We start from the raw sequence: 18,588 nt of genomic DNA, 5'->3' as shown, positions 1-18,588 counted from the left end.
ACCTTCCCGTTGCAATCACGAGTTGGTGGTATTTAATCAGCCTATTTAATTCAGTTCCTGCATATGTTCCTCGAGCAGCTTCCGCTTCATATCCCATGTTGCAAGACTTAGGTCCACATGATAGACGTGCGGATTCATTTTCCGCAAATACTGAGGCCAGAATAGTTGTAGCTGTTCTTTGTGATACGTACGAACCTCCTCCAGACTTGGCAGCTCGTATTCCAACTCTCCTGCTACGAAGATCGGTATTAGCATGACCTGTGTCACATAGTCCTGGACATGCCGATGTAGATAGGGATGCAGTGGATCGAACAACTTAATTCGAGTCCCTTGCTTCACTTCATCTTCCTCGCTTAAGCAGATATAGTCTGCGAGCGCTTTGCCTCGATTCGGATCAATGATGCGATAGACATCTTTTTTGCCCGGCGTCGTAACTTTTTCCGGGTTCCCAGAAATTTTGATCGTTGGATGATATTCACCGTTGCGCTCTAAGGCAACGATTTTGTATACACCGCCGAGTGCTGGCTGGTCAGCTGCTGTAATCAGCTGTGTACCAACCCCCCAGATGTCGACTTGCGCACCTTGCGCCTTCAGATCCGAGATCGTGTTCTCATCGAGATCATTCGATGCGACGATCAACACATCCGTTAATCCCGCTTCATCAAGCATTTCACGCGCATGAATGGATAGGTAGGCAATATCGCCACTATCAAGTCGAATGGATTGCAGACGTTTTCCTTTTTCAGCTAATTTCTTTCCGAGCTCAATGGCATGAGGGACACCGCTTTTCAACGTATCATACGTATCCACGAGCAGACTGACCTGATTCGGCAGTGCCTTCGCGAATTTCTCGAACGCCTCCTCTTCGGTGTCGAAGCTCTGAACCCAAGCGTGTGCATGCGTCCCTTTCGTAGGAATACCAAATTGCTGCCCTGCGAGCATGTTCGACGTTGCATCGAATCCGCCGATAAATGCTGCTCGCGCACCCCATACGGCTGCGTCGGCTTCTTGTGCTCTTCTAGTACCGAATTCAAGCAAAATATCCTTGTCAACAACCTGTCGAATTCGTGCTGCCTTCGTCGCAATCAATGTCTGGAAATTCATGAAATTCAGCATCGCCGTCTCGATTAATTGCGCTTCGAACAATCGAGCTTCGACACGGATCAATGGCTCATTCGGAAATACGAGCGTTCCTTCCTTGACCGCGTGTAAATTGCCTGTAAACCGCAGTTGTCGAAGTTCATCCAAAAAACGCGGATCATACTGTTCTTCCTGCTCCGCCAAGTATTGAATCGCCTCTTCATTGAAATGAAGCTGCTTAATGTAATCAACAATTCGTTCAAGCCCCGCAAATACGGCAAAACCATTCCCGAAGGGGAGCTTGCGGAAGTAAGCGTCGAACACAGCCATTTGGTTATGCGTCCCGTTCACCCAGTGGGCATACATCATATTGATCTGGTATTTATCAGTATGCAAAGCCATCGCTTCAGCGTTCATTCTGTTCATCTCCTCATGTGCACGATGCTTATACGACCTGTGCTCCTAAAGTGTTAGCGAAATGTCCTAGCGCCCATTGATGGCCTTGCGCATTAAAACTCGCGACGGCATCTTGATGGACGATAATACGAAATCCTTTGTTGTATGCATCTACAGCTGTATGCAAGACGCAAATATCTGTACATACGCCAATCAAATGGAGCTCTTCAATCCCTCTCGCACGTAGTTGAATCTCGAGATCCGTACCGCAAAACGCACTATAACGCGTTTTATCCATCCAATAAATTTGGTCTTGACGCGATTGGTACAATCCCTGTAGACCACCATATAAATTGCGACCTTCAGTACCGCGAATATTATGGGGTGGAAATAGCTTGAATTCGGGATGGTTCACATCCTGCTCTTCATGCAAATCCACGGCCATCACGACGAAATCCCCTTGATCTACGAATTCTTCGGTTAGGGCTAGAACCCGAGGTTCAATCTCTATTCCGGGCTCGCCTACAGGTAGCCTTCCGTTCACGAAATCAATCGTATAATCAATGACAATCAGTGCTCTCATAGTTCATCACTCCTCATGGCATTATGTATAGATCGACACTTCTGGTACATAATCAGTAAATCGATACAACTGTGCAGGCCGTTGTGAGTATTGATTGGAATACAGCTTCTCACCCGATTTATCACAAGCCACTTGAATGATCCCTTTACGACTCTGGGTCGAAGTGATTTTCCGAATAAAATTCGTTTCTTTGAATTCCGGAACAACGGTCTGAATCACCTGGTACAGCTCGCTTAGCGTGAACAATTCCGGTAAAAATTCCTTGGCAATCGTCGTTACAAGCATCTGTTGTTGAATATTGCGATAAGCATCTGCTATAATCTCACGGTGGTCAAAAGCTAACTCTAACTTGTGCAGCGCTTCCGTTACCGTGAATAATTTCACATCTTCGGCGTCGTCTTGGGCTTTGCGCTTCTCCAGCCACTTCTCGTTCACAAGTGCGAAGAAGGCATGTGAGATCATCCATCCTCTTGGGTCGCGCCCTGGCTTGCTGTAGACGTTCAAATAATCTAAATGGACATCCGCTACGCCTGTCTCTTCCATCAGTTCACGACGCGCTGTCTCAAATAACGTCTCGGATTCTTTGCCAAAACCGCCGGGTAGAGCCCAGCTCCCAGCGAACGGCCATCGCTTGCGCTGAATAAGCAACACCATCAATTCACGATATGGCAGCGATTTCTTCGCCGTCTGCTTCTCTGTTTGTGTAATCGTAAAAATCACGATATCTGCCGGAGCACCGTCTGGTGTCCGATATTTCCCCACATTATATGCCTGGTTCTCTGTCGAATCCATCGATCTCGCCCCGATTTATTATTGTATTTTTGATATTATTATTATGACATATTAAGCGTGAATGTCAATCATTCGTTCTATTGTATCACAAAAAAAATAAGCCTCGCATAATCGCTTAGCTTATCTTTCTTCGATTTCCAGCTTCTATACGGATTTCTTCGCTTTGAACATCTCACCGATCGCGCCGATACTGCCCAGCGTCTCAACTGCACTTGCCGGGATAAATATTTTATTCGCAGCGCCGTTCGAAATATCTGTAAGAGCTTCAAACGAGCGATAAGCGAGAATATTCTCATTCAACCCTGCCGAAGCAATGAGCTCAATCCGTGTCTTCTCAGCCTCTGCGACGGCTTGGATCGCCTTGGCGCGACCAAGTGCTTCAAGCTCTTGTGCCTGCCGCATGCCCTCCGCTTCGCGAATACGCGCCTCTTTGTCTCCCTCTGCCTTCAAAATCTTACTCTGTTTATCCCCTTCAGCGCGTAATATCATATCCTGCTTCGCCGCCTCGGCTTCAAGCACAATGGCACGTTTATTCCGCTCTGCCTTCATCTGCTTATCCATCGATTCCTGGATATCAAGCGGCGGCTTAATGTCAATGACCTCAACGCGCTCAATTCGCACGCCCCACTTCTCCGTCGCTTCATCGAGCGCAATGCGGATTTCAGTCGATATTTTCTCCCGGCCTGACAACGTCTCGTCTAGCTCTAGCTTCCCAATAATTTGACGCATCGTTGCCGTTGAAATATTGCGAACACCATAGACATAATCAGAAATACCGTACGTTGCATGCTCAGGTCCGACCACCTGATAGAATATAATCGTATCGATCTGTACCTGTACATTATCCTTCGTAATCACCGTCTGTGGCGGAACATTCGCTTGTTGGATACGCAAGTCATGATACGTACGAACATGATCAATTATCGGGATAAGAATATTAATTCCAGGCGTTAACAGTCGATTGAATTTACCCAGCCGTTCCACGACCCCAACACGCTGCTGCGGCACAATCTTCACCGTAAGTGCGATAAAGACAACGACAACCAATAGAATTACAATCGTAATAACCCATTCCATACTAGACATCGCCTCCCCAAGGTTCTACTTCTAGAATCGTACTACGACGGTGCAACACCCTGACTTCTGCATCACGACTAAGGGTTTTATTCGCCGTTGCACTCCAATATTCATTTTCTACTTTCACAATCCCCATTTGACCAAGCTCAATCGGCTCCGTCACAATCCCTTTCTTCCCAACCAATTGATCCACAGCATCCTGGAACCCACGAGATTTGCGAAGTTTGTGTGTCAGAGGCTTCGTGAAGATTGTAAGCAGAACAGCGACTACAGCAGCGATGATCACTTGAAATAGAAGCGATGATTCCGGTACTGCCAGCGCTACAATCAATCCAGCTAGCGCGCCGATCGCGAGCCATAACATGTAAAAAGTGAAAGACATCATTTCAGCGATTAGCAGAACAGCCGCAATGATTAACCAGACAACCCACACATCCATCTCCTGTCCACTCCCTTCTGTCATTCTTCCATATATACGTCGCTTCAGCGGAAAATATCATGGAATGCTCAATTTACTTCGAAGTTTTTCGCATTGATCACAAAAAAGACATCCAAACCGTCCCCGGTCAGAATGCCTTTTCCCAAAAATTGATCCTAGTTATAAAAATTAGAGCTTCATTGCACCGCTATCTTGCTGCGCGTCATTCGTTCTAGATTGCCACTTCGCTGCACGCTTTCGCATAGCCGATGTTGCCCATTCATACAGGATGCGGACCAACACACTCGTTGCAACAAGTAAGATGGACATCGCTGATGCAGGCGCGATATCTCCCGCATCATCCATATTCACGATCATAACCGAAGCTAGCTTCAAATCCGGCGCGTATAGGAAGACAACTGCCGAGATCGTCACCATAGAGTTGATGAAGAAGTAGATCCCCATCTCCATCATTGCAGGAAGCGTAATCGGAATCGTCACGCGGAACAAGGTGCGATAGAACGGAACACCCATCGAATCCGACGCCTTCTCGAACTCGGAATCCAGCTTCTTCAATGCCGTTGTTGCTGTAATGAAGGAAACGGAGAAGAAATGGACAATGTTAACGAGAACAAGAATCCAGATGGAGCCATACAAGCCGTGCATTGGATTCGATCGATCATTGAAGAAGAAGATGTAAGCAAGACCCAGCACCAACCCGGGTAGAGCTAATGGAAGGATCGCTAGAAAATAACTGATCTGGCGCACAAACTTCCAATGATTGATCTTCTCAATCGCATAAGCCGTCAAATAAGTCACAAATGTTCCGATGACCGCCGTCAATGCCGCCACTCTAATACTGTTCCAGAAAGGCTCCCAACCGGTTCCCCCTGCAACCTTTGTAAAGTCAAAGTGGTCTAAGGTGAGCGATAAATTATATGGCCAGAGCTTCGCAAAAGCGCCGAATATTACCGTTAGTAATAAGACGAGAATCGCACCGGAGATGATCGCGCAATAAATCGTGTAAAGCCGGTCGCGCCATACGCGAGGCACCAATCGATACGGGGCAGCCTTGGCACTGACCGCATTTTTCTGTTTACGATCTAAGTAGCGATCTACAAGAAACGCGAGGCATGCAGGAACGATGAGAACAAGTCCGACAGTAGCCCCCATCGTCATGTTCTGCTGTCCAATGACATACTTGTACATATCAGTGGCGAGCACGTTGTATTGTCCTCCTACAATTTTTGGCGCCCCGAAGTCGGTAAATGCTAGCGTGAAACAGACGAAGAAGGCACTGATAAGTCCGTATTTGGTCCCTGGAAGCGTGACCGTCCAAAACTTCCGCATCGGATTCGCACCGAGCATCTCTGCGGCTTCATATAACCGATAATCTGACATCGATAATGCAACCACTAGAATCAAAAAGGCTTGCGGGAACGTATACACCACTTCCGAGATAATGATCCCTACAGGCCCATAGAGATGAATATCGATACCAAATGGCAGATGCCCGAAAAATCCTGTCGTGATAAACCCTTGATTCCCGAACATAAAGGTCAGCGCAAGCCCGAAGAACATCGAAGGAGCAAATAACGGCAGCATCGCAGTGTATCGGAAAAATGTCTTCCCTCTCATCGGTGTGCGCACAATGCCATAAGCATACACAAATGCTAAGCCAACCGAGATGATTGTACTAATTATCGAGACATACATCGTATGTCCTAACGATTGAAGTAATGCAGGTGATTTCATATAATTGAGCAAATTGGATACCCCGATCCATTGCCCTTGTTCATTCATGAATGCTTTCTCAAATAAACTGCCGAGCGGAAGCAGAATACTGAATCCGAGTAGAATCACAATAAGAAGTAATAGCAGTCGCTGTAAAATCTCATTCCACTTCACGTATAATCCCCCTACGCACGCACCAGTATCGGTTTCTCTGTCTCAAATGTAATGATCCGTTCTTTAGGAAGACTAAAAGGAATGATTTGCTCCTTCATGAGCTGAAGCCCTTTAGACTGTTCGGTAGAGATATCGATCATCACGAAGCGCGGGTTTGCGAGACGCTCATCGTCCATCCATTGTAAAGTGACACGATAGAAGGAGCCGCGAAATTCGATATTTTGTATTTTGCCATACTGCAATGCTCCACCTTCATCATCTGCAAATGCTCCAAGATGAATATGCTCCGGACGAATCGCTGAAGCCTGTTGATCTTGTGGATGAAGCTCACGCGTCGAATCGTCCTTCATGAAATTGATCGCGCCAATAAAATCAGCAACAAAAGGACTATTCGGCTGTTCATAGACTTCCTGTGGTGTCCCAATCTGCACAATCTCAGCATTATTCATGACAACAATCTTGTCCGCCATCGTAAGCGCTTCTTCTTGATCGTGCGTTACCATAATGGTCGTCATACCACACTTCTCATGAAGGTTACGAATCTCACGGCGCAGCTTGTCGCGAACTTTTGCATCCAGTGCTGACAATGGTTCATCCAACAGCAGTACATCGGGTGCCATCGCAAGTGCGCGGGCAAGAGCAATCCGCTGCTGCTGACCGCCGGAGCATTGGCCCGGATAATGACCTGCCAGCGCAGTCAGATTTACTAGATCGAGAACCTCTTCCACCCGCTTCTTGATATCCGCTTTCGATAGCTTTTTCGTGTACAAGCCATACGCGATATTCTCATAAGCGGTGAGATTCGGGAATAGTGCATACGATTGGAACATCATCGCGAAATTCCGTTGCCCTGCTGGCATTCTTGTAATATTTTTTCCCGCGAGCGTAATCGAACCTCCCGTTGCGGTCTCGAGTCCTGCGATGATCCGCAGTAAGGTCGTCTTTCCGCATCCACTCGGTCCGAGCAAACACACAAATTCATGATTTTCAATATGCAAATCAATGCCTTTAAGCGAAGTAAATGATCCAAATTTTTTATGGATTTGCGCTAGTTGTAAATAAGGTTGCATCGTGTATCCTCCATAACTCAAATATGTTAGCAAGTTAACTATAGGCAACAATTGTTAACATCATGTCAATGATTTATAAAGATTTTGTAGATGCAAACACTTGGAAAATGAGGATTAATGAGAAAAACTTCTATCGATGTATTCTCGAAGATGAGTGACCGCATTCAGCGGTTGTTTTTATCGCCAATCAAAAAGAAGTTTTCGCTACATTTGCGAAAACTTATACTTTCTGATGTGGTTAAAAAAAGAGCTGCAACTTACGCTTGTAGCGTAGGAAGCAGCTCTTCTTGTTTAATCACCGCATTTGGATGCGGGTACGTCTTTACCTTCTTCAACAACCAGCTTCTCCGATACGGTATCACGGATTGCGGTCATAATCATTTGCAGCAAGTAATTCAGATCGCTCTGGCTCTGTTGGAACTCTGCTACGATTGGGATATTATCGAGTTCTTCTTGAAGATCATCGATTTCCTTCTCGATCTTGCTGACCATCGAATTATTCTGGAATTTCTCGAATGCGACAATTTCTTTCTGCTTCTTCTTCATGGAAGCAATCAACAGCTGGATTCGATCGTTAGTATTGATCGTCTTTTCTGCTTGTTGATACATCTTCACTTCTTCGGAGGTGTAGATCAAGTCTGCAAGCTCCTTGGCCTTCGACATAATATCGTCACGTACGATGAGATCTCGTACTTCAAATTTAGGAATCTGATTCTCTTCATGCGAATGATCGTGATGATCATGGCTCATCGTTATCTCTCCATTCTTTCCCAATAAATCTGGACATGAGACTATTTTACATAGGGACTTGCTCGGTGACAAGTTCTCCTTTCATAAACCATGTGAACGAATCGGTAACTTTTACATGTACGAAGGTCTCGATCAGGTCTTTCGATCCTTCAAAATGAATCAATTTATTCGTACGTGTACGTCCCGATAACATATTGGCGTTGTTCTTACTCTCCCCCTCCACTAACACTTCTACAACCTGCCCGACCATTTGGTCATGAATCTGACGACTAGACTGCTTAATCGAGTCATTTAAGCGCTGCAAGCGCTCCTTTTTCACGTCCATTGGCACATTGTCCTCCATCGAGGCTGCAGGTGTTCCTACGCGTGGAGAATAAATGAAGGTATAGGCCGAATCATATCCAACTTCCTTCACAAGCGAAAGCGTGTCTTCGAACTGCTCATCCGTCTCACCAGGGAACCCAACGATGATATCTGTGGTAAGAACCACATCCGGTATCGCTTGTTTGATCTTACGAACCAACTCCAAGTATTGCTCTCTCGTATACTTGCGGCTCATGATCTTGAGCATTTGGGTGCTGCCGGATTGCACCGGAAGGTGAATATGCTCAACCAAGTTGCCACGCTTCGCTAATACTTCAATCAGATGGTCGTCAAAATCGCGCGGATGGGATGTCATGAATCGAATGCGAGGAATATCAATTTTGTTCATATCATCCATCAAGTTCGCAAAGGTATATTGGATATCTGTAAAATCTTTGCCATACGCGTTAACATTCTGTCCAAGAAGGGTAATCTCTTTAAAACCCTGTCTTGCAAGATCCCGTACCTCCGCGATGACATCCTCAGGCATGCGACTGCGTTCTTTTCCGCGAGTGAAGGGCACGATACAATATGTACAGAACTTGTCACAGCCATACATGATGTTAACCCATGCACGCATTCCTTCCCGCTTCTTCGGTAAGTTCTCGATTATGTCGCCTTCCTTGGACCATACCTCGACGACCATTTCCTTGCTAAATAATGCATCTTGGATTAGGTAAGGCAAGCGATGTATGTTATGGGTTCCGAAGATCATATCGACGAAGCCGTGCTTCGACATAATCCGATGTACGACCGATTCTTCTTGCGACATGCAACCGCATACACCAAGTAATAATCCCGGTTTCTCCGTCTTCAAGTGCTTCAGATGACCTAATTCTCCGAATACTTTATCTTCTGCATTTTCGCGAATCGCACACGTATTCAGTAGAATAACATCCGCGAGCTTACGATCTTCTGTACTCTGGTAGCCCATTTCTTCGAGCATACCTTTCATCGTCTCGGTATCATGTTCATTCATTTGGCAGCCGAATGTATAGATAATATAATGTTTGCCTTTACCGAGGTCCTTCAGTTCATCTGGAATTCCCGTATCATAGTGAACTTGAATATCTTCTTTACCTCTTCGTTTCTCTTCACTATGATTCGGTGCAGAATTAATCGATATTTCACGTCCGTTGATGCGGTACGTGGTTTTACCCTCTTCTTGTTTAACCACTTTGGCTGTCGTAAAGTCAAAATATTTCGCATAGTCTTTGGATTTGTTATTCTGCTCAGTCAAATTCGATCCACTTCCCTCTATACTGAAATCATCATTGTCATCTCATAAATCCAATTTTTAATTATATCATGCAAGTATAGAAAAATCACCTGCATCGCAACCGAAACAGGTGATTGGGTTTATCTTAATGCTATTTTCAAGAGAGGAATCCTCCCTAACTATTCATCACGATCGGAAATTGCACAGTCACACATACGCCCCGCTCTATCCCTGGCTCTATTGTAATTTCACCATGATATGCATTAACGAGGCGTCTAGCAATCGATAGTCCGAGACCTACGCCGCCGCTCTCTCTCGATCTTGCTTTATCCACGCGATAGAAGCGGTCGAAGACATGCGGAATATCCTCTTCCGGGATCCCAATCCCTTGGTCTATTACTTGAATCTTTACCCGGTTGTATTGGACTTGTCCAATAATGTGTATTTCCTTGATCCGCTCTGAATATTTCATCGCATTATCCAACAATATTAGCAAAATCTGTTCAAAATGAAATGGAGCGATCTTAATCTCAATATGGTGCAAACTGCTAAGATCCTGAACGAATCGAAACTCATGATGAATAACGGAGACTCGATTGGCAACGTTCTGAATGAGCTCCATGATTTCAATCGGATCCGCCGCTTGATCCTTCACAGCATCGGCTCGTGTTAAATCGATCAATTCCTGCACGATCCCTTTCAGACGCACCACCTCTTGCAGAGACACATGTAGAGATTCATTCAATATTTCGGGATCTTCCTTCCCCCATCGATTTAAGAGGGATAGATGCCCTTCAAGGATTGCGATTGGCGTCTTCAGTTCATGGGATGCGTCCTCAACAAACTGTTTTTGCTGCAGGAAGGAAGCTTCTAGATCATCCATCATCGCATTAAACACCATAGACAAATCCGATATTTCATCCTTCGACTCCGTCGTCGCAACCCGTTCCTGCATGCCATTCCGTTTAATTCTGCGCATCGTCTTCGCCATGGATTGTACGGGCTTTAATAATTGACGCGAGAGGATCCATCCGCCTAAAATGCTCATTAATATGGCGACAATAACGCCGATCAATGTAGTAATCAGGATTTGCCTGCCTAGCGCATCGAATGCTTCTAGACTGTTGATGATTTCTATCGTTCCTCGGAACTGACTCGTAATAATCGGACTGCGAAAGATGATGAAATGATCATCGCCCTGGGTGACATATTTGAGCTCCGGAGCATCAACCATCTGCGGAATGATCCAATTCTCATTCACGCCATCGGATACGACGACAATTGATTTTCCCTGTTCATTCACGATACGAATCAGCTGATCTGTCTCGCTTAATTTCTCCATAAACCGGCGGCTGGCCAGAAAATCTGCTGGCGTCGATACCCGCTTCTCCTCCAAATACATCCGGAGCTGACTCATATCTTTACGGATACTCTGCTCTGACTGGCGTACAAGCCATTGATTCATCACAAAATAATGAACCGCAGCGTAAATGATGAACAAAATAAACAGCACACCGGCTGACCATACAGTTAGTTTCCATCGTAGAGGTAATTTAGAGAGATACTGTCTCCACTGTCTCCATTCACTCATGAGCGCATCACATATCCTGTTCCTCTGACCGTATGAATAATATTCTCTTCACCCATACTTTTTAATTTTATACGCAAATATCGCACATAGACATCAACAACGTTAGTCTCCACTTCCGAGTCGTATCCCCATACCGAATCGAGCAACACTTCTCGCGTCAGAACGCGATTAATATTCTGCATAAAAATCACGAGCAAATCGTATTCTCTCTTGGTAAGTTCAAGCTGTTGTCCTTCAATCTGAACCTCATGCGCATCCAGATCCACCTTGAGGTTATGGAATGTTAGAACGGTACTTGACGTCCCTCTAAGATCTTCAACACGTCGTATAAGAGAACGAATCCTTGCTAACAATTCTTCAATCGCGAATGGCTTAGGAATATAATCATCCGCACCGAGATCCAGACCACTTACCCGATCCGTAATACCATCCCTTGCAGTAATCATAATGATCGGCGTTGATTTCACCTGCCGTATTTGACGGCATACCTCCATACCATTCAGTCCTGGGAGCATCACATCGAGTAATATGACGTCCCAGTCCTTGCTCAACGCTTGCTCTAACCCCGTTCTACCATCGTAACTAATATGGACGTCGAAGGACTCATGCTTGAGCTCCAACTCGATAAATCGCGCCAAATGACGTTCATCTTCGACCACGAGTACCTTTCTCATCGACCCCATTCCTCTCTGCTGTGTTTATTACATTTCCCGACTATGCTTCTTCGGGAGGATCTTATTCTCCATTTTCTCATACAGCCTGATGCACGCTTGTAATTGTTGATTGGCGAATTTCCAGTTATGGCATACCTTATGTACGCCCCACGCCGTTACCATCCCTAGACATGCACCCGCAAGAATATCTGTCGGATAATGTACACCTGTCCATACGCGGGAAATCGCGATTAACGCTGCGAACAGAAGCCACACTTTCCCTTCTCTCCTGCGAACAATATAGAAGGTCATCGCAATGGCAAAAGCAGCCGTCGCATGATCACTTGGAAACGATGCATTCACCGCATGAGGAATCAATTGATTGACTGCATGCGCAACAAACGGACGATCCCGATAAAAGAAATTTGCGATTAGCGCGCTAGTCCCGAATCCAACAGCCGTTGCGATCAATGATTGAATGGCCATCATTCGATTGGTATTGGTTCGTGTGAACCAATACAGAATAATGCCTATAATCATGATATATTCTGCACGCTCGGCAAAAAATCGCATCACCACATTTAGAAAAGTTTCTTTCCCTGCAAAATCATTTAACCATTGAAACACTTGATAATCAATATTTGCAATCATTTCATTCCACCCTTTCTGTTAAGCTATTGTAAAAGAGAAAGATGAAAATGAGATGAGAAAGCATAAATAATTATCCAGTTTATCTATACATGAGAAAAACTTCTATCGAAGTATTCTCGAAGAAGTGCGACCGCGTTCAACGGTTGTTTTTATCGCCAATCAGAAAGAAGTTTTCGCTACATTTGTGAAAACTTATACTTTCTTATGTGGTAAAAAAGAGAGTGCCTTCGCACTCTCTTCATACTGGTCATCTATATTAATCAATAATTTCTGCAGTATCACCTGTTTTGGCACCAGCTGCATTCGCTTCATCCGTATCAATGTGCATGTCTAATGCGAATTGATCCGATACACGTGCAATGACATGTTCAAGAACAAGACCACGTTCTCCACCAAGACGAACTTTTAACTGCTGCTTATCTTGAATGCCCCATTTCTCAGCATCCGATGTATGGAAATGGATGTGACGCGCTGCAACGATGACACCGTCGCTTGTCTCAACTTCACCAGCTGGTCCTTTAATAACCATACCTGGCGTTCCTTCTGTGTCACCAGACTCACGTACAGGCGCTTTAATACCAATAGCGAAGGCATCTGTACGAGAAATTTCTAATTGTGTTGCTTTCCGTGCAGGACCTAGAATACGGACCTTGCCGAAGGCGCCTTTCGGACCAACGACTTCAACCGTCTCGTTCGCTGCGAACTGACCTGGTTGAGATAATGGTTTGAATTCTGTTAATTGATAGCCCTTACCGAACAATTGCTCGATATGCTCTTGGGATAAGTGAATATGACGTGCTGATACACCGACTGGCACTTCTTTTTTCATGTTTTTCCACCTCTTTAGTTTTCTCTCTAAGTTGTTACCCTATTTCAGAAGCATACCCATTATACACCCTTGTCTCAAAAAATCAAAAGACGTACGGCACAATCCGTACGTCTTTCATAGAATTATTTGAATTCTGCCACAAGTTTGCTGAAATCCGCTTCCGAAATTTGGATATCTTGGTTCGAAATACCTTCTTGATGGAATCCAACAACCATGTCTTCGTAAGATTTTCTTGATTTGTCTTGATAGATCAATCCGGTTAACATACCGCCAGTCTCCATCAATTTCGTCATCGCTTGGATACGGTTCGAAGGATCATACTCCGGAATGCTCTCAAGGTTGACGATATTCTCTTTGAACCAGTCATACGTATTGATTTTATTGAAGGTTACGCATGGGCTGAATACGTTAATTAACGAGAAGCCTTCATGCTTCATTCCTTCTTCGATCAATGTCGTCAATTGCTTCAAATCGCTAGAGAACGATTGAGCGACGAATGTAGCTCCAGCAGAGAGAGCAATTTCAAGCGGTGACAAGGTAGATTCGATCGAACCATCCGGTGTACTCTTCGTCTTGAACCCTTCCGCACTTCTTGGAGAAGTCTGACCTTTCGTCAAACCATAGATTTGATTATCCATAACGATGTAAGTGATGTTAATGTTACGACGAATCGCGTGAACCGTGTGACCCATACCAATCGCAAATCCGTCACCATCACCGCCGGAAGCAATAACGGTAAGTTCACGATTTGCCATCTTCACGCCTTGCGCAATTGGAAGCGCACGACCATGGATCCCGTGAAGTCCATAAGCGTTAATATATCCTGAAATCCGTCCGGAACATCCGATACCGGAGACAACCGCTAAGTTCTCTGGTTCAAGACCGACATTCGCTGCTGCTCTTTGAATAGCCGCTTGGATTGAGAAATCGCCGCAACCTGGGCACCAGTTCGGTTTAACACTGTTTCGAAACTCTTTAAAAGTTGCCATCGTTACACCAACTCCTTACATGCATTGTAGACAATCGAAGGCAGGAATGGATTACCATCGTATTTCAAGACACTTTCGATTTTGTCCGCATGACCAACATTCAATTTAATTTGCGAAGCAAGTTGTGCTGTAGCATTATTCTCTAGAACGATGATTTTCTTCGCCTTCTCAGCATACGGAGCGAATTGTTCTGTAGGGAATGGGTATAACAAGCGAACAGTAATATGGTTCGTTGTCAGACCTTGCTCTTCCAGTCTTACTCTTGCTTCATCTACTGTGCCGCCCGTTGAGCTCATACTTACGATCAGCAAGTCTGGCTCTTCGTGTGGTGCATCCACATGAATTGGGTTCGTCACTTTAATATTGTCCATTTTACCAAGACGCTTATCCATCATCTTCTTACGATTAACTGCACTCTCTGATGGGCGTCCTGTCTCATCATGTTCTACGCCTGTTACGTGGTGAATACCGTATTTCTCACCTGGCAAGATACGAGGTGAAATACCGTCTTCTGTGAACTCATAACGTTTGAACAATTGATTCGGTTCAAGTTCAGGTGCATTTCGAACCAAGTTACCCCGGTCAATCACAATTTTGTTATAGTCAAGCTCATCACAGGACTGTTTACCTAGTGAGAGCTGCAAGTCTGTTATTACGATAACTGGGCATTGGTATTTCTCAGCCAAGTTGAATGCTTCGATCATATCGTAGAAACACTCTTCGATGGAGCTTGGAGCAAGAACGATCTTTGGAATTTCACCGTGTGTACCATAGATCATCGCATTAATATCACTTTGCTCTTGCTTCGTCGGAAGACCTGTACTTGGACCTCCACGTTGTGTATCGATGATAACGACAGGCGTCTCCGTCATTCCTGCAAGGCCAATCGCTTCCATCATCAAGGAAAGTCCAGGACCTGCAGATGCAGTCATCGAACGCGCTCCTGCGAAGTTAGCGCCAATCGCCATCGTAATCGCTGCGATCTCATCTTCTGTCTGAATCACCGTACCGCCGAATTTTGGAAGCTTCTTAATGAGATATTCCATCACTTCGGAAGCTGGTGTGATTGGGTAGGCTGGCATGAAGCGGCATCCTGCTGCTAGGGCACCGAGTGCCATCGCATCGTTACCGATCATGAACAGTTTCTGTTCGCCGTCAGCTGGTTGAAGCTTGAACTCTTCAAGCGGGCCACCTGCAAGCTCTAATACGAACTCAGATCCACGACGTACCGCTTCGACGTTCTTCTCGACCACTGCAGCACCTTTACGGCCGAACTCTTCTTCTACTGCTTTATTAAATACTTCTAACGGAAGTCCGAGCAATGCCCAGGACGCACCAGAAGCAACCATATTCTTCATTAGGGATGTACCTAGTTCATCTGCAATCGCAGTGATCGGTACTGGGAATAATTTTGCGTTAATACCTTCAGGAAGCGTTGGATTGAATTTCGCATCTGCAACAACGACGCCGCCAGGTCTCAATTCATGTGCATTTAAGTCAATACTTTCTTGGTCAAAAGCAACGAGTATATCCAGATCATCCGAAATTGCACGAATCGGTTTCGTACTGATTCTAATCTTATTGTTCGTGTGTCCACCTTTAATCCGGGAAGAAAAATGACGGTATCCATATAAGTAATATCCTAGTCGATTTAATGCTGTGGAGAAAATACGGTCTGTACTCTCTACGCCTTCCCCTTGTTGTCCCCCGATTTTCCAAGACAATTGACTAATCAAGCTCGCCCACTCCTTTAGTTGTGACTCGCGTTAGAATGATAAGTGCCAAAATTCCCTAAAATGTGACATAGAAAATTTTTTCTTTTCAATGAGTCAACTAAATTTTATGGCTAGAACTAGTAAAAAGCAAGCGTTTTCGGCGGAAACTTAGATAGCACTTTTCGATTGAAATCATATCAATAATAGATGATAGAATCAGTCTTTCTTTCACTTTGGCAAAGCACCACTCAGAAAAATGGAAGCGTTTTTATAGAGGAATCCATTTACTAAATCCTCTGGATAGCGCTGCAGCAAGGCATTCCGCAGATTTTCATATTTTCCTGAATGTTCTAAATTGGTAATAAATCGATCGATGCCGTCGAAGTCTGATCCGAGCATAATCGTCTTACTTCCTCCTAAACTGCAGATATGTTCAATATGCTTCAGGAGGTCATGGATCGCTACAGGTGCATTTGCTTGTACAAATGGCGGAAAGAAATTCATCCCGATCCGTCCTCCCCTTGTGACCATGTACTTTATCTGCTCGTCTGTCAGGTTCCTCGGATGGCTGCATACCGCTCTGGCATTGGAATGAGAGGCAATATACTTACTCGCGGTGCGCGCATGCAGCTCCCAAAATCCAGCTTCCGACAAATGAGATACGTCCATGATCAGGCCAAGCTCATCGCAGCGCTCAATTAGCTTCCTTCCCTTCAGTGTAAAGCCTCCATTACGCGGTTCCAAGATGCCATCAGCAGCCCAATTCGCGTAATTCCATGTAAACCCCACTAAGCGAACACCCAATTGGAAGCATAAATCTACATACGTCAGATCGCCTTCCAATCCATCGACGCCTTCTAATGACAGCAATGCTCCTATTTGATCCGTTTGTTCCAGTTGATTCCAATCATTCTGGCATCGAATCCATCTCATCTCGCGATGATTTAGGATGCGACGCTGAAACACATCTATACTATGTAAAATATGCTCGAATCGAGGTTTTCCGAGATGTTCTGACAAATAGATAGCAAAACATTGCGCCTTGACTTGTCCCTGCTGGAGACGTTCGAGACTCACATCGAGTGACTCATCATCAGTAAATGAAATGACCGGGTTCTGAAGCATCTTGCTAATGACATCACAATGCATATCCACGATCTGGTATCTTCTCATCAGGACGCATCCCCTCTCACTCTATTCCATGTGTACAACTTGGCAAGCGGTATAAACGCAAAAAAACCTGTCTACGACGTAAACAGGCTCCATTCATGATGTTATATTTATCTTGGCTCGACAATCAACTTAATTGCCGTCCGATCTTCACCATCAATCACAATGTCGGTAAATGCAGGAATACAAATCAAGTCCACTCCGCTAGGCGCTACAAATCCTCTGGCAATCGCTACAGCTTTAATCGCTTGATTCAATGCACCAGCACCAATCGCTTGCAATTCGGCCGCTCCACGCTCACGTAGGACGCCTGCCAGTGCACCTGCTACGGAGTTTGGATTGGATTTTGCTGAAACTTTTAATACTTCCATGATAAGTACCTCCTCGGGAATGATGAATGGATTCCACTATTACTCATATTCGTGAGATGCGGAATAAATTCCTCCTTTTTCCACAAAGAAGTTCCTTCAATCATGCGAGGTTAGCCGTTAGTTCATAACCCACTCGTCTTCGTATCGGCGAATCTTCTCTATCCGTGTCGCACGCCCCGTAGATTCATCAATTTCAACGTAAACCGCATGGAACATCCATTTGCCTTCATCGACAGTAAATCGGACAGGGAGCTGTGTTTTGAACTTGTGAAGCACCGCCTCGCGATTCACGCCGAGGACACCCTCCTTCGACCCAACCATGCCCACATCAGTAATGTATGCCGTTCCCTCAGGAAGAATCATATCATCATTTGTCTGTACATGAGTATGTGTCCCGACCATGACGGACACGCGTCCATCAAGATACCATCCCATTGCAATTTTCTCCGATGTCGTCTCGGCATGAAAATCAAAAAAGACACATGATTTCTTCTTCACCTGATCTAGAATCTCATCGGCTTTCTTAAAAGGACAATCAATCGGCGGCAAAAAGGTTCTGCCCTGCATATTGATCACGGTTAGCTCTTTGCCGTTCGCCTTCACCGTCATCCAGCCTCTGCCCGGTGTACCTTCGGGATAATTAGCTGGTCGAATGATACGCTGATCATCATCTATAAATTCGAAAATTTCCTTGTTATCCCACGTATGGTTTCCCATCGTAAGACCATGAATGCCCATATCATAAAATTCTCTTGCGATTGCGCCTGTAATGCCTTTACCGCCAGCAGCATTCTCACCATTGGCAATAATAATATGTGGATTATATTTATCTTTCAGCTGCGGGAGCATATATTTTAATGCTTTTCTACCTGTATTCCCAACGATGTCTCCAATGAATAATACTTTAATGTCATTCTCCTCCTCATTACCTAGCCATAAAAGAAAACGAAAAGTGGCCTAAGT

The 18,588-nt window shown here is 45.0% G+C and carries 18 protein-coding genes; all 18 read right to left on the bottom strand.

The genetic code is table 11. From position 1 onward, the window contains the following. Positions 1 to 45 precede the first annotated feature (45 nt). The 18 genes from C558_RS0119305 to C558_RS0119220 all read right to left on the bottom strand — a co-directional run bounded on the left by C558_RS0119305 (position 46) and on the right by C558_RS0119220 (position 18,534). On the bottom strand, positions 46 to 1,497 hold the full coding sequence (locus C558_RS0119305) for a nicotinate phosphoribosyltransferase (protein WP_018757937.1): 1,452 nt from the start codon (positions 1,495 to 1,497) through the stop codon (positions 46 to 48). Positions 1,498 to 1,525: 28 nt separating this feature from the next. Further along, the gene (locus tag C558_RS0119300; RefSeq protein WP_018757936.1) at positions 1,526 to 2,059 is read right to left on the bottom strand and encodes a cysteine hydrolase family protein; all 534 of its coding nucleotides are present in this window, start codon (positions 2,057 to 2,059) and stop codon (positions 1,526 to 1,528) included. 21 nt (positions 2,060 to 2,080) lie between these two features. Next, the gene (locus C558_RS0119295; protein ID WP_018757935.1) at positions 2,081 to 2,851 is read right to left on the bottom strand and encodes an NUDIX domain-containing protein; all 771 of its coding nucleotides are present in this window, start codon (positions 2,849 to 2,851) and stop codon (positions 2,081 to 2,083) included. A gap of 144 nt (positions 2,852 to 2,995) precedes the next feature. Further along, positions 2,996 to 3,928 (bottom strand): SPFH domain-containing protein, encoded by a 933-nt coding sequence (locus tag C558_RS0119290; protein WP_018757934.1) that lies wholly within the window; start codon positions 3,926 to 3,928, stop codon positions 2,996 to 2,998. A 1-nt stretch (position 3,929) separates the two neighbouring features. Then, positions 3,930 to 4,367 carry an NfeD family protein gene (locus C558_RS0119285; RefSeq protein WP_018757933.1) on the bottom strand — a complete coding sequence of 146 codons (438 nt, stop codon included), beginning with the start codon at positions 4,365 to 4,367 and terminating at the stop codon, positions 3,930 to 3,932. Positions 4,368 to 4,535: 168 nt separating this feature from the next. After that, entirely contained in the window at positions 4,536 to 6,254 is a 1,719-nt protein-coding gene (locus tag C558_RS31405; RefSeq protein WP_018757932.1) for a putative 2-aminoethylphosphonate ABC transporter permease subunit, read from the bottom strand. 11 nt (positions 6,255 to 6,265) lie between these two features. Beyond that, complete coding sequence (locus tag C558_RS0119275; protein ID WP_018757931.1) at positions 6,266 to 7,324, bottom strand: ABC transporter ATP-binding protein; 1,059 nt, start codon at positions 7,322 to 7,324, stop codon at positions 6,266 to 6,268. A 291-nt stretch (positions 7,325 to 7,615) separates the two neighbouring features. Next, positions 7,616 to 8,074 carry a YlbF/YmcA family competence regulator gene (locus C558_RS0119270; protein ID WP_018757930.1) on the bottom strand — a complete coding sequence of 153 codons (459 nt, stop codon included), beginning with the start codon at positions 8,072 to 8,074 and terminating at the stop codon, positions 7,616 to 7,618. 46 nt (positions 8,075 to 8,120) lie between these two features. Then, positions 8,121 to 9,677, bottom strand: coding sequence for a tRNA (N6-isopentenyl adenosine(37)-C2)-methylthiotransferase MiaB (gene miaB / locus C558_RS0119265; protein ID WP_018757929.1), 1,557 nt, complete (start codon positions 9,675 to 9,677; stop codon positions 8,121 to 8,123). A gap of 154 nt (positions 9,678 to 9,831) precedes the next feature. After that, positions 9,832 to 11,247 carry a HAMP domain-containing sensor histidine kinase gene (locus tag C558_RS0119260; protein WP_018757928.1) on the bottom strand — a complete coding sequence of 472 codons (1,416 nt, stop codon included), beginning with the start codon at positions 11,245 to 11,247 and terminating at the stop codon, positions 9,832 to 9,834. Then, positions 11,244 to 11,921, bottom strand: a complete 678-nt coding sequence (locus C558_RS0119255; protein ID WP_018757927.1) for a response regulator transcription factor — start codon at positions 11,919 to 11,921, stop codon at positions 11,244 to 11,246. The genes C558_RS0119260 and C558_RS0119255 overlap by 4 nt, the downstream gene beginning before the upstream one ends. A gap of 27 nt (positions 11,922 to 11,948) precedes the next feature. Further along, positions 11,949 to 12,551, bottom strand: a complete 603-nt coding sequence (locus C558_RS0119250; RefSeq protein ID WP_018757926.1) for an undecaprenyl-diphosphatase — start codon at positions 12,549 to 12,551, stop codon at positions 11,949 to 11,951. 256 nt (positions 12,552 to 12,807) lie between these two features. Beyond that, positions 12,808 to 13,380, bottom strand: coding sequence for a phosphate propanoyltransferase (gene pduL, locus C558_RS0119245; protein ID WP_018757925.1), 573 nt, complete (start codon positions 13,378 to 13,380; stop codon positions 12,808 to 12,810). A 122-nt stretch (positions 13,381 to 13,502) separates the two neighbouring features. Then, on the bottom strand, positions 13,503 to 14,369 hold the full coding sequence (locus C558_RS0119240; protein ID WP_018757924.1) for a 2-oxoacid:ferredoxin oxidoreductase subunit beta: 867 nt from the start codon (positions 14,367 to 14,369) through the stop codon (positions 13,503 to 13,505). Positions 14,370 to 14,371: 2 nt separating this feature from the next. Then, a complete protein-coding gene (locus tag C558_RS0119235; protein ID WP_018757923.1) occupies positions 14,372 to 16,105 on the bottom strand; it encodes a 2-oxoacid:acceptor oxidoreductase subunit alpha in 1,734 nt (577 codons plus the stop codon). A gap of 207 nt (positions 16,106 to 16,312) precedes the next feature. Continuing rightward, the gene (locus C558_RS0119230; protein WP_018757922.1) at positions 16,313 to 17,257 is read right to left on the bottom strand and encodes a dipeptidase; all 945 of its coding nucleotides are present in this window, start codon (positions 17,255 to 17,257) and stop codon (positions 16,313 to 16,315) included. Positions 17,258 to 17,364: 107 nt separating this feature from the next. Next, positions 17,365 to 17,625 (bottom strand): stage V sporulation protein S, encoded by a 261-nt coding sequence (locus C558_RS0119225; RefSeq protein ID WP_006286829.1) that lies wholly within the window; start codon positions 17,623 to 17,625, stop codon positions 17,365 to 17,367. Between the two features lie 117 nt (positions 17,626 to 17,742). Then, positions 17,743 to 18,534 carry a TIGR00282 family metallophosphoesterase gene (locus tag C558_RS0119220; RefSeq protein ID WP_026264014.1) on the bottom strand — a complete coding sequence of 264 codons (792 nt, stop codon included), beginning with the start codon at positions 18,532 to 18,534 and terminating at the stop codon, positions 17,743 to 17,745. Positions 18,535 to 18,588: the final 54 nt, after the last annotated feature.

Source organism: Paenibacillus terrigena DSM 21567, assembly GCF_000374845.1.
GTDB lineage: Bacteria > Bacillota > Bacilli > Paenibacillales > Paenibacillaceae > Paenibacillus_K > Paenibacillus_K terrigena.
This window is presented reverse-complemented; position numbering and strand designations above follow the sequence as displayed.

What these genes read in the sequence shown, in the direction of transcription:
- C558_RS0119290 (WP_018757934.1), bottom strand. Translation starts at nt 3,928, where the DNA reads ATGGAATGGGTTATTACGATTGTAATTCTATTGGTTGTCGTTGTCTTT.
- C558_RS0119305 (WP_018757937.1), bottom strand. Translation starts at nt 1,497, where the DNA reads ATGAACGCTGAAGCGATGGCTTTGCATACTGATAAATACCAGATCAAT.
- C558_RS0119275 (WP_018757931.1), bottom strand. Translation starts at nt 7,324, where the DNA reads ATGCAACCTTATTTACAACTAGCGCAAATCCATAAAAAATTTGGATCA.
- C558_RS0119300 (WP_018757936.1), bottom strand. Translation starts at nt 2,059, where the DNA reads ATGAGAGCACTGATTGTCATTGATTATACGATTGATTTCGTGAACGGA.
- C558_RS0119240 (WP_018757924.1), bottom strand. Translation starts at nt 14,369, where the DNA reads ATGGCAACTTTTAAAGAGTTTCGAAACAGTGTTAAACCGAACTGGTGC.
- C558_RS0119230 (WP_018757922.1), bottom strand. Translation starts at nt 17,257, where the DNA reads ATGAGAAGATACCAGATCGTGGATATGCATTGTGATGTCATTAGCAAG.
- C558_RS0119270 (WP_018757930.1), bottom strand. Translation starts at nt 8,074, where the DNA reads ATGAGCCATGATCATCACGATCATTCGCATGAAGAGAATCAGATTCCT.
- C558_RS0119255 (WP_018757927.1), bottom strand. Translation starts at nt 11,921, where the DNA reads ATGAGAAAGGTACTCGTGGTCGAAGATGAACGTCATTTGGCGCGATTT.
- C558_RS0119260 (WP_018757928.1), bottom strand. Translation starts at nt 11,247, where the DNA reads ATGAGTGAATGGAGACAGTGGAGACAGTATCTCTCTAAATTACCTCTA.
- C558_RS0119285 (WP_018757933.1), bottom strand. Translation starts at nt 4,367, where the DNA reads ATGGATGTGTGGGTTGTCTGGTTAATCATTGCGGCTGTTCTGCTAATC.
- C558_RS0119295 (WP_018757935.1), bottom strand. Translation starts at nt 2,851, where the DNA reads ATGGATTCGACAGAGAACCAGGCATATAATGTGGGGAAATATCGGACA.
- C558_RS0119225 (WP_006286829.1), bottom strand. Translation starts at nt 17,625, where the DNA reads ATGGAAGTATTAAAAGTTTCAGCAAAATCCAATCCAAACTCCGTAGCA.
- pduL (WP_018757925.1), bottom strand. Translation starts at nt 13,380, where the DNA reads ATGAAAAAAGAAGTGCCAGTCGGTGTATCAGCACGTCATATTCACTTA.
- C558_RS0119250 (WP_018757926.1), bottom strand. Translation starts at nt 12,551, where the DNA reads ATGATTGCAAATATTGATTATCAAGTGTTTCAATGGTTAAATGATTTT.